The organism is Glycomyces sambucus (assembly GCF_900102815.1).
Classification (GTDB): domain Bacteria; phylum Actinomycetota; class Actinomycetes; order Mycobacteriales; family Micromonosporaceae; genus Glycomyces; species Glycomyces sambucus.
Window position 1 is genome coordinate 778800 of sequence record NZ_FNGF01000001.1, and the last position, 12400, is coordinate 791199.

General features: G+C 72.2%; 14 protein-coding genes. All 14 read right to left on the reverse strand.

Annotated elements, in window-relative coordinates:
- Positions 1 to 118: 118 nt before the first annotated feature.
- Complete coding sequence (icmA, locus tag BLS99_RS03640) at positions 119 to 1867, reverse strand: coenzyme B12-dependent isobutyryl-CoA mutase large subunit (RefSeq protein WP_091043633.1); 1749 nt, start codon at positions 1865 to 1867, stop codon at positions 119 to 121.
- A gap of 313 nt (positions 1868 to 2180) precedes the next feature.
- The gene (locus BLS99_RS03645; RefSeq protein ID WP_091043638.1) at positions 2181 to 2582 is read right to left on the reverse strand and encodes a Rid family hydrolase; all 402 of its coding nucleotides are present in this window, start codon (positions 2580 to 2582) and stop codon (positions 2181 to 2183) included.
- Positions 2583 to 2599: 17 nt separating this feature from the next.
- Complete coding sequence (priA, locus tag BLS99_RS03650) at positions 2600 to 3328, reverse strand: bifunctional 1-(5-phosphoribosyl)-5-((5-phosphoribosylamino)methylideneamino)imidazole-4-carboxamide isomerase/phosphoribosylanthranilate isomerase PriA (RefSeq protein ID WP_091043643.1); 729 nt, start codon at positions 3326 to 3328, stop codon at positions 2600 to 2602.
- 1 nt (position 3329) lies between these two features.
- Positions 3330 to 3944: an imidazole glycerol phosphate synthase subunit HisH gene (hisH, locus tag BLS99_RS03655; RefSeq protein ID WP_218126212.1), complete on the reverse strand. Its 615-nt coding sequence runs from the start codon at positions 3942 to 3944 to the stop codon at positions 3330 to 3332.
- Positions 3945 to 3954: 10 nt separating this feature from the next.
- Positions 3955 to 4113 (reverse strand): hypothetical protein, encoded by a 159-nt coding sequence (locus tag BLS99_RS26015; protein ID WP_176953135.1) that lies wholly within the window; start codon positions 4111 to 4113, stop codon positions 3955 to 3957.
- Complete coding sequence (hisB, locus tag BLS99_RS03660; RefSeq protein WP_091043650.1) at positions 4110 to 4718, reverse strand: imidazoleglycerol-phosphate dehydratase HisB; 609 nt, start codon at positions 4716 to 4718, stop codon at positions 4110 to 4112. Before hisB ends, BLS99_RS26015 begins: the two co-directional genes overlap by 4 nt.
- Positions 4719 to 5843: a histidinol-phosphate transaminase gene (locus BLS99_RS03665; protein ID WP_091043653.1), complete on the reverse strand. Its 1125-nt coding sequence runs from the start codon at positions 5841 to 5843 to the stop codon at positions 4719 to 4721.
- Positions 5840 to 7165 (reverse strand): histidinol dehydrogenase, encoded by a 1326-nt coding sequence (gene hisD, locus BLS99_RS03670; protein ID WP_245712138.1) that lies wholly within the window; start codon positions 7163 to 7165, stop codon positions 5840 to 5842. The genes BLS99_RS03665 and hisD overlap by 4 nt, the downstream gene beginning before the upstream one ends.
- Before the next feature lie 45 nt (positions 7166 to 7210).
- Positions 7211 to 7888, reverse strand: coding sequence for a DUF2567 domain-containing protein (locus BLS99_RS03675; protein WP_091043656.1), 678 nt, complete (start codon positions 7886 to 7888; stop codon positions 7211 to 7213).
- A gap of 59 nt (positions 7889 to 7947) precedes the next feature.
- On the reverse strand, positions 7948 to 9051 hold the full coding sequence (locus BLS99_RS03680) for a MinD/ParA family ATP-binding protein (RefSeq protein ID WP_091043658.1): 1104 nt from the start codon (positions 9049 to 9051) through the stop codon (positions 7948 to 7950).
- A 221-nt stretch (positions 9052 to 9272) separates the two neighbouring features.
- A complete protein-coding gene (locus tag BLS99_RS03685; RefSeq protein ID WP_091043661.1) occupies positions 9273 to 10223 on the reverse strand; it encodes an RluA family pseudouridine synthase in 951 nt (316 codons plus the stop codon).
- A complete protein-coding gene (gene lspA / locus BLS99_RS03690) occupies positions 10220 to 10849 on the reverse strand; it encodes a signal peptidase II (protein WP_218126214.1) in 630 nt (209 codons plus the stop codon). The genes BLS99_RS03685 and lspA overlap by 4 nt, the downstream gene beginning before the upstream one ends.
- Positions 10822 to 11286 (reverse strand): TraR/DksA family transcriptional regulator, encoded by a 465-nt coding sequence (locus BLS99_RS27575; protein WP_091044853.1) that lies wholly within the window; start codon positions 11284 to 11286, stop codon positions 10822 to 10824. The genes lspA and BLS99_RS27575 overlap by 28 nt, the downstream gene beginning before the upstream one ends.
- Before the next feature lie 407 nt (positions 11287 to 11693).
- Positions 11694 to 12311, reverse strand: a complete 618-nt coding sequence (locus BLS99_RS03700) for a hypothetical protein (RefSeq protein ID WP_091043663.1) — start codon at positions 12309 to 12311, stop codon at positions 11694 to 11696.
- Positions 12312 to 12400 lie beyond the last annotated feature (89 nt).

Consider the following 12400-nt stretch of genomic DNA (forward strand, 5'->3'; position numbering starts at 1 on the left):
TGCCCCTGTGGACATCGGTTTGAAGCATGTTGCCCCATATAGGTACTTGACGCCCCCATCGTAGGCACGTTGCGGGCGTCAAGGCAATCCCGAACGTGTGAATTTCCCGTTTATCAGGTCAAATGGCGGCATTCTCGCGGTATTCGCCCCACTCGTCGCGCAGGGCCCCGCAGATCTCCCCGAGGGTGGCCTCGGCGCGGGCGGCGGCGAGGATCGGCTCGATGAGGTTCGCGGTTCCCTGTGCGGCCGTGACGATGTCGGCCAGCGCGCGTTCGACGGCGGCGTTGTCGCGGCCCGAGCGGCGCTCGGCGAGGAGCGCGTTCTGGCCGTGCTCGACGTCGCCGGAGACGCGCAGGATCTCCAGGTCGGCGGTGACGGTGCTGGTGAGTTCGGTGACACCCACGATGTGCTTGGTGCCGTCTTCGAGCTGGCGCTGGTAGGTGAACGCGGACTCGGCGATCTGGGCGTTGAACCAGCCGTCCTCGATGCCGCGGAGGATCCCGGAGGTGACCGGGCCGATCTCGTGGCGGTCGGCGTCGTTCGCCATGGCGTCGCGGGCGAGTGCGGCCGGGTCGGCGCCGGCGTCGGCGGGGGTGCCGCCGAGGGCGAGGATCTGGAGGAACAGGGCCTCGGCCTCGGCCTCGATCCGGTCGGTGAGCGCTTCGACGTACCAGGAGCCGCCGAGCGGGTCGGCGACGTTGGTCACGCCGGTCTCGTCGCGCAGGACCGCCTGGGTGCGCAGGGCGATCTCGGCGGCCTGGTCGGTCGGGAGCGCCAGCGTCTCGTCGAGGGCGTTGGTGTGCAGGGAGTTCGTGCCGCCCATGACGGCCGCGAGGGCTTCGACGGCGGTGCGCACCACGTTGTTGTACGGCTGCTGCGCGGTCAGGGAGACCCCGGCGGTCTGGGTGTGGAACCGGAGCCACTGGGCGCGCTCGGTCTGGGCGCCGTAGACGTCGCGCAGCCACTTGGCCCAGATGCGGCGGGCGGCGCGGAACTTCGCGATCTCCTCGAAGAAGTCGATGTGGGCGTCGAAGAAGAACGACAGGCCCGGCGCGAACACGTCCACGTCGAGGCCGCGCGAGCGCCCGAGCTCCACGTAGGAGAATCCGTCGGCGAGGGTGAACGCGAGCTCCTGCGCGGCAGTGGAGCCGGCCTCGCGGATGTGGTAGCCGGAGACCGACAGGGGCTTGTAGCGCGGGATGTGCTCGGCGCAGTAGGCCATGAGGTCGCCGATGAGGCGCAGGTGCGGCTCGGGCGGGAACAGCCACTCCTTCTGCGCGATGTACTCCTTGTGGATGTCGGTCTGGAGCGTGCCGTCGAGGGTGGAGAGGTCGACGCCCTGCCGCTCGGCGGCGGCCAGGTACATGCAGAAGATCGGGACCGCGGGCCCGGAGATGGTCATCGAGGTGGTGACGCCGCCGAGGTCGATGCCGTCGAAGAGGCGGTCCATGTCGGCGGTCGAGTCGATGGCGACGCCGCAGTGGCCGACCTCGCCGAGGGACGCGGGCTCGTCGGAGTCGCGGCCCATGAGCGTCGGCATGTCGAACGCGACCGAGAGGCCGCCGCCCCCGGCGCCCAGGAGCATCTTGTAGCGGGCGTTGGTCTGCTCGGCGTTGCCGAAGCCGGAGAACTGGCGGATCGTCCACTGCCGGCCGCGGTAGCCGGTCGGGTAGAGCCCGCGGGTGTAGGGGAACTCGCCGGGCCAGCCGATGCCGGCCATGCGCGGGTCGCCGGTGCCCTCGGGTGGACCGTAGACGGGCTCGACTTCGAGACCCGACAGGGTCGTGAAGTCGGCGTCGCGTTTGGCGGCGGAGGCGTAGCGCTTGGCCCAGCGCTCGCGGCCTTCGTCGATCTCTTGAGCGTCCACGGTGACACCTCACTTTTGGCGAGACTCGGTGAGCCATGGTCCGGCTCGGGTCCAAGTCTACTGAACGGTCGTTAAGCCGCCAGACGGCATAACACCCCGAATCATCGCGCATCGAACGGGAGTGTCTGCACATTTCGGGCATCGGGGAACCCCCCGGTTCCAAGGATGCCCGCGGGGTCCGACAGCGAACCCGGATCAGTGCCGGAAGCGCGGTTCAGGCGAGCGCCGACACCGTTGAGGCGGGGCCGGCTGTGCCGCTGCGCCGGGGCGACTGCGCCGCCCGGCCGATCCCGCATCGCCGTTCCGGCGCCGTTCAGTCGATGTCGCGCCAGGCGCGGAACGCCTCCAGCTCCACGGCCACGAGCTGGCCCGGATGGAAGAGGCCGGTAACGATGACGACGGTGGCGGTCGGCAGGACCACGCCGAAGAACTCGCCGTGGACCCGGCCCACCGGGTCGGCGTGGGCCGGGTCGGTCACATAGAGGCGGGAGCGCACCACGTCCGACACGCCCGCACCGGCGCGGACCATCGCGTCGAGCGCGGTCCGGAACGCCTCGCGGGCCTGCCCGGCGGGGTCCTCCCGCAGGTGCGGCCGCGCCTCGACGTCGGCGGTGCACGCGCTCGTGACCACGAGCGGCCCCACGGCCACGGCGCGCGAATACCCGTAGAGCTGCGCCCACGGCCCGGTCTCCGGAACCCGTTCGACCAGTGCCATGCGCGCCTCCCCTTGAGCTACATACCCTTCAGCAGGTTCAACGCCTCAGCGACGGTGAAGTTACGCTCGTACAGCGCGGTTCCCACGATCGCGCCCTCGACGCCGATCCCGGTCAGGCCCGCCAGCGCCCGCAGGTCCTCCAGCGAGGACACCCCGCCGGAGGCGATCACCGGCTTGTCGGTGGCCTCGCAGACGCTGCGCAGCAGGTCGAGGTTCGGGCCCGAGAGCATCCCGTCGCTGTTCACGTCGGTCACCACGTACCGGGCGCACCCGGCGCGCTCCAGGCGCTCCAGGGTCGCGAACAGCTCCCCGCCCTCGCGGGTCCAGCCGCGCGCGGCCAGGTGCCCGCCCTTGACGTCCAGGCCGATCGCGACCCGGTCGCCGTACTCGCCGCAGATCCGGTCGCACCACTCCGGGTCCTCCAGGGCCGCGGTGCCGATGTTCACCCGCCGGACCCCCGCTGCCAGTGCGCGCGTGAGGGTCTCGTCGTCGCGGATGCCGCCCGAGAGCTCCACCTGCATGTCGACCTGGCCCGCGACCTTCGCCAGCAGCTCGTGGTTCGAGCCGCGCCCGAACGCCGCGTCGAGGTCCACCAGGTGCAGCCACTCGGCGCCCTGGCGCTGCCATTCGAGGGCCGCCTCCAGCGGGTCGCCGTACTGCTTGCCCGAGCCGGCCACGCCCTGGACGAGCTGGACGGCCTTGCCGCCGGTGACGTCGACGGCGGGCAGGAGCTGAAGTTCGGTCATGTCAGAGATCCTTGATCCAGTTGGACAGCAGTGCGTACCCGGCGTCGCCGGACTTCTCGGGGTGGAACTGGGTGGCCGACAGCGCGCCGCGTTCGACGGCGGCCACGAACGGCTCGCCGTGCACGGTGAGCGCGGCCTTCGCGCCCGGCGGGACGGCCTTGGCGGCGTAGGAGTGCACGAAGTAGAACCGCTCCTCGGGCCCGATGCCCGCGAAGAGCCGCATGCCCTCGTCGGCGCGGACGGTGTTCCAGCCCATGTGCGGGATGCGGTCGGCCGCAACGAGGTCGACTCGGCCTTCGAGGACGCCCACACCGCGGGTGCGGACCCCGTGCTCGATGCCCTCCTCGAAGAGGATCTGCTCGCCCACGCAGATGCCGAGCACGGGAGCGGCGGCCGCGACGCGCTCGCGGATGACGGCGTCGACGCCGCTCTTGAGGACGCCCTCCATGCAGGCGGCGTAGGCGCCCACGCCGGGCACCACGAGGCCGTCGGCGCGGCGGGCCGCGTCGAGGTCGCTGGTCAGGGTGGTGTCGGCGCCGGCGCGCTCCAGGGCGCGGAACGCGGACCGGAGGTTCCCCGAGCCGTAGTCGAACAGGGCCACCGTCGGCTTGGTCACCTTGTCCCCCTTACCCGTAGACGAGATAGAGGCCGCCGCCGAAGGCGGCGACGGCGAGGAGCCCGGTGACGACCGCCGCGGGGAGCCTGCCGTTGCGGCGCAGGCTCACCGCGCCGCCGAGGAGGATTCCGGCGAGGGCCATGAGCAGGATCGGTCCGGCCCAGTTCACAGGACCCCCTTGGTGGAGGGGATGTCGGTGCCGTCGATGCGGGTGGCGGACTTCAGGGCCCGCGCGAGGGCCTTGAACTGGGCCTCGATGACGTGGTGCGCGTCGGGCTTCTGGCCGGGGTTCGCGGACCGGAGCACGGTGACGTGCAGGCAGATCCGCGCGTGGTACGCGAAGGACTCCAGGATGTGGCGGGTCATCGAGGTGGGGTAGTCGGTGCCGATCATCGGCGCGATGTCCATCGGCTCCTCGTGGACCATGTACGGGCGGCCCGAGAGGTCGACCACGGCGCGCGCGAGCACCTCGTCGAGCGGCACGGAGGCGTCGGCGAAGCGGACCACGCCGGCCTTGTCGCCCAGGGCCTCGGCGAACGCCTGGCCGAGCGCGATCGCGGTGTCCTCCATGGTGTGGTGGGCGTCGATGTGGAGGTCGCCCTTGACGGCGATCTTGAGGTCGAACCCGCCGTGCTTGCCGAGCTGGTGGAGCATGTGGTCGTAGAAGCCGACGCCGGTGGCGATCTCGACGGCCCGGTCGGTGCCGTCGAGGTCGACGTACACGTCGACGCTGGTCTCACCGGTGGTGCGGACGATGTGCGCGGTGCGGCTCACTTACTTGCTCTCCTCGTTGGGCTCCGCGGGCGTCGCGAAGTGCTGGGGGCTGTCGGTCATGGCGGCGTCGAAGGCGTCGAGGAGCGCGGTGGTCTCCTCCTCGGTCCCGGCGGTGATGCGCAGGCGCCCGGGCAGGCCCACGTCGCGGATGAGGACGCCCCGGTCGAGGACGGCCCGCCACACGGCCGCGGCGTCCGCGAGGCCGCCGACGAGGACGAAGTTCGCGTCGGAGTCGGCGACGGGGAGTCCCTTGGCGCGCAGGTTCTTGACGATGCGGTCGCGCTGGTGCTTGAGCTCGTCGACCTCGGCCTGGAGCTGCGGGGCGCACGCGAGGGCGCCGCGGGCGGCGGCCTGCGTGAGGCTCGACAGGTGGTAGGGCAGGCGCACCAGCAGCAGCTTCTCGACCAGTTCGGGGTCGGCGGCGAGGTAGCCGACACGGGCCCCGGCGAACGCGAACGCCTTCGAGAGCGTCCGGGTGACGACGAGGCGCTTGCGGCCCGCCAGGCGGCCCAGGGCCGTGGAGGCGGGGTCGCGGGCGAACTCGGCGTACGCCTCGTCGATGACGACGATGCCGCGCGCGGCCTCGTAGGCGGCCTCGACGACCTCGGCGTCGAGCGCGGTCCCGGTCGGGTTGTTCGGGGACACCAGGAAGACCAGGTCCGGGTCGTGGGCGGTGATCGCGTCGCGCACGTACGCGGGGCTGAGCGTGTAGCCGTCCTCGCGTCCGGCGTCGGTGAAGGCCGTGCCGGTGCCGCGGGCGAGCAGCGGGTGCATCGAGTACGACGGCATGAAGCCGAGGACGGTGCGCCCGGGGCCGCCGAACGCCTGGAGGAGCTGCTGGAGGATCTCGTTGGAGCCGTTGGCGGCCCACACGTGGTCGGCGGTGAGGCCGTGCCCGAGGTAGGCGGCGAGGTCCCGGCGCAGGGCGACCGCGTCGCGGTCGGGGTAGCGGTTGAGGCCGCGCAGCTCCCGGCCGATGAACTCGGCGAGCACGGCCGCCACGTCCTCGGGGATGGCGAACGCGTTCTCGTTGGTGTTCAATTGGACCGGGACGTCGAGCTGGGGCGCGCCGTAGGGCGTCTGCCCGCGCAGGTCCTCGCGGAGCAGGTTCTCGATCTCGCTCACGGCGCGAACCTCGCGGACACCGCTTCGCCGTGCGAGGGCAGGTCCTCGGACTCGGCGAACACCACCACGTCGGCGGCGACGGCTTCGAGGGCCTCGCGGGAGTAGTCGATGACGTGGACCGCGCGCAGGAACGTGTGGACCGAGAGCCCGGCCGAGTGGCGGGCGCACCCGCCGGTGGGCAGCACGTGGTTCGAGCCGGCGCAGTAGTCGCCGAGGGACACCGGCGAGTACGCGCCGACGAAGATCGCCCCGGCGTTGCGCACGCGCAGGGCCACCTCGCGGGCGTTCGCGGTCTGGACCTCCAGGTGCTCGGCGGCGTAGGCGTCGGCGACCGCGACGGCCTCGTCCACGTCGGCGACGAGGATCGTGCCCGACTGCTCGCCCTTGAGCGCGGTGAGCACGCGGTCGGCGTGGCGGGCCTGCGGCGCGCGGCGCTCGAGTTCGGCGTCGACGGCGTCGGCGAGGGCCGCGGAGTCGGTGATGAGCACCGAGGCGGCGGCCGGGTCGTGCTCGGCCTGGCTGATGAGGTCGACCGCGACGTGGACCGGGTCGGCCCCCGCGTCGGCGATGATCGCGATCTCGGTGGTCCCGGCCTCGGCGTCGGTGCCGACGAGGCCGCGCACGGCGCGCTTGGCGGCGGTGACGTAGACGTTCCCGGGCCCGGTGATCATGTCGACCGGCTCGCACTCGACTGTCCCGTCTTCGGCCACCGCCCCGTACGTGAACATGGCGACGGCCGCGGGGCCGCCGACGGCGTAGACCTCGTCGACGCCCAGGAGCCCGGCGACGGCGAGGATGCCCTGGTCGGGCAGGCCGCCGTTGGTCTTCTGGGCCGGGGTCGACAGGGCGATGGACTCGACGCCGGCGATCTGTGCCGGGACGGCGTTCATGATGACCGAGGAGGCGAGCACGGCGAGGCCGCCGGGCGCGTAGAGGCCGACGCGGCCGACCGGCAGGTACCGCTCGGTGACCGTGCCGCCCGGGGCGACCTCGGAGACGACGTCGGGGAGGCGCTGGGCCTCGTGCGCGGCGCGGACCCGCTCGATCGAGGTGAGGTACGCGCGGCGCAGTTCAGGGGCGAGGCCCTCGACGGCGGCCTTGATCGCGGACTCGGGGACGCGCAGGTGCTCCAGGCGCACGCCGTCGAAGCGCTCGACGGCCTCGACGACCGCGGCCTTCCCCCGATGCGCGATGTCGTCCATCAGCGGCTGGATCTGCGCCAGCGCCGCGTTGACGTCGAGCTCGGGGCGCGGCATCAGCCCGCGCAGGGCGCGGACCGGGTAGCCGGCGATTTCTCCTGAAAGGTCGATGCGTCTGAGCACGCCCCAAGCGTAGTCACCCGCAATTCCAGGTCAAAGGCCATACCGCTATTCGGGAGCGTCCGTTCGAAGGCCGGGCCGACGTGACCAACCGGCGCAGACGGTGTAAGTGAAGGTCGCGGCGAGGGCGGTGACGGCGAGCGCGCCGAGTTGGAGCGAGCCGAGCGCCGTTGTGAGTTCGCCGACCTTCAGGGCCTGCCAGGCGGCGCCGGGGTCGAGTTCGACGAACAGGACCGACGGCGGGCGCCACATGTGCACGCCGATCGGGGCGCGCTCGACGGCGTCCCAGAAGTCCTGCCACTCGTTCGCGCCGATCTTCCAGGCCACGACCTGGCACGCGACCGAGCCGATGACGAGGCCGAGGAGGAGGATCGGGCCGCGGCGCTCGCGCATCGCGGCCCACGCGACGACGGCGGCGACGATGCCCAGGGCCAGGCCGATCCCGGCGAACATGAGGTCGCCTTCGATGTAGCCCTCGGGGTAGGTGTCGACGGAGACCCAGCCGCCGTCCACGACGACGAACTCGACGCGGGGCGTGACGATCTGCCACAGCATCGCGTACGGGAACCCGAGCGCGGTGAGGATCACCGCGAGCACGCCGGCGGCGAGCAGGTCGCGGCCGACGGTCCGCTGCGAGCGCGCGCGGACGCCGCGGCCGCCGTACACGTGAGGATCGGCGTGCGGATCGGTGCGGAGGTCGGGTTCCGGGGTCGCTTCGTCGGTCACGCCTGGAATCCTGCCACAGCGGGCTCGGGGCCCGGCGGCATGTGCGGTGGAGGCGGCGGCTACAGACCGTCCACGATCGTCGCGGCGGCCTCGAACCAGGCGGCGCGGGTCTCGGGGCGCAGCGCGGAGAACTCGATCTTCGCGCCCGGCTCCAGCGACGGGTCGTACGGGACGACCGCGCAGGCGCGGGTGCGCTGCGAGAAGTGCCGCTGGAGGTCGTGCAGGAGCGGGCCGGGGTTCGGCGTGGGCATCGACAGGAGCGTCACGGCGTTCTTGACGAGGTTGCCGTAGCCGCCCTCTTCGAGGTGGTCGAGCATCCAGTCCGCGGAGAACGCGGCGTCCTCGCGGGGCACCGTGGTGACCACGAGCCGGTCGACCGAGGAGACGACGGTCCGCCAGTTCGGGGACTCGACGTTGTTGCCGGTGTCGATGCAGACGATGTTGTGCGTGCGGGTGAGGATGTCGAGCACGCGCAGGACCGTGGTCGGGTCGAGGCGGCGCTGGAGCTTGGGGTCCTCGTCGCCGGCGAGCACGTCGAACGAGCCGTCGGAGGAGTGGCGCAGGAACTCGTCGAGGTGCTCGGGCAGGTGGACGCCGGCGGCCTCGACCTGGTCGAGGTGCTCCACGAGGTGGCGGATGGTGCGCCCGTGCCGGGCGGACCCGGCGCGCAGGCCGAGGGTGCCGCGGAGCTCGTTGTCGTCCCAGGCGATGACGCCGCCCTGGCGGGCCGTGCCCATGGCGGCGGCCGAGAGCACCGTCGCGGTGGTCTTGTGGACGCCGCCCTTGGGGTTGATGAACGCGATGACGCGGCTGCGGCCGAGGTCGCGGCGCAGGCGCTGGAGCGCGACCGGGCTGGGCTCGACCTGGCGCTGCGGCTGCCGCGGCTGGGGCGGCAGGCCCTGCTGGGGCATCGGCCGGGTCAGCTGCGCGGCGCTGGGCGGGGTCTGCGTCGCGACCGGCGGGCGGCGGCCCGCGGTCGGGACCGAGTAGTGGGCCTGTCCCGGCGGGGGCCCCACGGGGGGCGACGGCGGGTAGGACTCGCGGGGCGGCGGCGTGGGGGTCTGCTGGGCGCCTCCGGCGCGACCGCGGCCGCGTCCGAGGAGCTTCTGCCAGCGCGAGCCGTCGTTGTTGCGGTCGTTGCTCCATGCGTCGGGCGTGTTCACGTGCGACCTCCTCTCGACCGATGCGGTGGTCGGTCCGCGAGCGCTGCCGCTCGCGTTCCCTCGCCGTACCCACCGGACACCATTACCACCCGCGACTATTAGAACACAACGAATCCTCAAGGCCCGTTGCGAATCGCGGGCCGTTCGGGCCCGGGGGGTGAGGCGTGCGTCATGCCCGCTGCGACGGTGCGGCGAGCACCTGGGACCAGTCTAGTGGCTTCCTATTGGTCCGCTCGCAACCGCGCCAGCGCGGTCGCGAGGTCGTCGGGGTAATCACTCGTGAAGGTGACCGTCCGGCCGGTGCCGGGGTGGACGAACTCGAGGTGGTAGGCGTGCAGCCACTGCCTGGTCAGGCCCAGTCGCTCGGCGAGCACGGGGTCGGCGCCGTAGGTGAGGTCGCCGGCGAGCGGGTGGCCGAGCGCGGAGAAGTGGACGCGGATCTGGTGGGTCCGGCCGGTCTCCAGGCCGAGGTCCATGAGGGACGCGCCGGGGAAGACCTCGATGGTGTCGTAGTGGGTGACGCTGGGCTTGCCGTCGGCGACCACGGCCCACTTGTAGTCGTGGCGCGGGTGGCGCCCGATGGGGGCGTCGACCGTGCCCGACAGCGGGTCGGGGTGGCCTTGCGCGACGGCCCGGTACCGCTTCGACACTCTGCGTTCCTTGAAGGCGCGCTTGAGTTCGGAGTAGGCCCGCTCGCTCTTGGCGACGACCATGAGGCCGGAGGTGCCGACGTCGAGGCGGTGGACGATGCCCTGGCGCTCGTCGGGGCCGTGACTGGAGATCCGGTACCCGGCGGCGGCGAGGCCGCCGGTGACGGTCGGGCCGGTCCAGCCCGGGCTCGGGTGGGCGGCGACGCCGACGGGCTTGGCGACCACGACGATGTCGTCGTCGTCGTGGACGACGTCGAGGCCCGCGACGGGCTCCTCGGTGCGGGCGCGCACGTCCTCGGGCGGCGGCGGGAGGACGACCTCGAGCCAGGACCCGGCGGAGACGCGCACGGACTTGGTGGCGCAGGGCTCGCCGTCGAGCGTGACGTCCCCGGCGGCGACGAGCTCGGCCGCGACGGTGCGCGAGAGCCCGAGGAGGCGGGAGACCACCTGGTCGATCCGCTGGCCCTCGAAGCCCTCGGGGACCGGCAGCGAGCGGGTCTGGCGGGCGGCGACGTCGCTCATGCGGCCTCGGCCTCCTCGCTCTCGCGCTGCGGCCTGCGCGACTCGGGCGAGAAGCCGTGGCCGGTGAGTTCGAGCAGGACGATGAGGACCACGCCGCAGCACAGGGCCGAGTCGGCGATGTTGAAGATGGGGAACGCCTCGCCGAAGGGCTTGAAGGCGCTGATGAAGTCGACGACGTGGCCGTGGGCGAACCCGGGCTCGCGGAAGTACCGGTCGACGAGGTTCCCGGCCGCGCCGCCGAGGACGAGGCCGATCGCGACCGCCCACATGGGGTAGGCGATCCTGCGGGAGAGGAACACGAGGAAGACCACGACCGCCGAGGCGACGATGGTGAAGATCCAGGTGTAGCCGGTGCCGAGGCTGAACGCGGCGCCGGAGTTCCACGTCAGGCTCAGGTAGACGAGGCCGCCGAGGATCCGCACGGGCTCGTGGGGGTCGAGGTTGGCCTCGGCCAGGTACTTCGTCCACTGGTCCAGGCCCACGGCGAAGGCCGCTATGAGCAGGGCGGCCAGGGTCAGGCCCGGCCGCCGCCGCGGCTTGTCAGAGGTGGTGTCGTCGGGCCCGGGGCCGGCGTCGGCCTCGGGCTGGGTGTCCTCGCTCAGCGTCGCTCCTCCAGCTGTTTGCAACTGACGCAGAGGGTAGCCGACGGGAAGGCGGCCAGACGAGCCGCCGGGATGGGCTTGCCGCACTTCTCACAGAAGCCGTATCCGCCCTCGTCGATGCGTTCGAGGGCGTGGGTGACCTGGCGGATGCGCTCGGAGATGGCGCCCGCGACGGCCACTTCGTGCTCGTGTTCGACGGTCTTGGAACCGGAGTCGATCTGGTCGTCCCCGGCGGTGTCGCTCAGGCGCTCGCGCTGGGCGACGGCGATGGAGTCGCGGTAGCGCTGCTGCTCGGCGACGAGCTCGTCGAGCCGCTCCTTGAGGGCGGCCCGGAGTTCGGCCTGCTCGCTCTCGGTGCGGAGCTGGTGGTCGGCCTCGGCCTCGGCCGCGGGCGCGGCGGCCGGCGCGGGCTCGGCGGCCTTGGCGGTCTTGCGGACCGCCTTCTTGGCGGCCTTCTTCACCGGGGCCTCGGCGGTCTGCTTCACCGCGGCCTTCTTGACCGGGGCTTTTTTGACTGCGGCTTTCTTGACCGCGGCCTTCTTCACGGGCGCTTTCTTCACGGCCGCCTGCTTCGCGGCCTGCTGCTGGGTCTTCTTTGCTGGACTCATGACGCGCCTCTGGAGGGGTGTGTCGGCTCGGGTTCCGGTCGGGCCTGGGCACGCCGGGGCCGCGGCTGAGCCCTGCGTCGGGCGTTCGGCATCGCGGCTCCCGAGTTGGCGTACTCCTGACGACCTCGTCGAAACGAGGACAATTGCGCGCCAGCCCCCGCCGAGGCGGGTACTGCCGCGCAATTAAGCACACAGGATACGCAAGACCTGCAACTAGGTCAATTACTTCGGGAACTTGCCCCCGGACGGAGCGTCAGCGTTCACCGGCCGCCGACAGGCGCCATCAGCAGTCGCGAGACGGGTTCGCACATCCCGCAGGGCGTGAACCCCAGGTCGAGGGCCTCGGCGACCGGCAGCGGCTCGTGCTCGCGGCCGGTGAGGTGCGCGCACGCGGTGTGGTGGAACCGCGGCCGACCGTCGACGACGGCGACCTCGGTGTCCAGGCGCATCAGGGCCGCGGCCTCGACGCTGGACATGCGCTGCTCGGTGGGCTCGTCGGCCAGGGACTCGGGGGCCCGGTGGCTCGTGGCGCCCTGCCGCTGCGGCTCCTCGAAGCGCAGCTCCGGGTCGCGGTCGACGGCGTAGTCCGTGGACTCGAAGACCTTGCCCTCCAGGAGCGGCAGCTCGGTGGTGGGGGTGTCGTCGAGTCCGATCCGGCGGAACTGCTGGGTGTCGTCGTCGGCGGCGGTGCGGCCGGTCCGCTGGGAGGCGATGCGCGGACGCTTGGCGCCCCTCCCGCGGATGCCGGCGTAGAGCGCGATCCCCGCGGCCAGGCTCGCCGAGATCGACGAGACCAGCAACTGGTCGTTTCCGGTGATCATGCCGATGACCAGCAAGACCGCCGCAATGACGAGGATCAGCAGGCTGCTGACGATCACGTCGAGTCCTCCCCTGCGAGCGGGTGGCGGTCCCGCACGCGGTCCTACGCGGCCCCTGGAAGGGGACCGCGGATCGTTAACGCATGGTG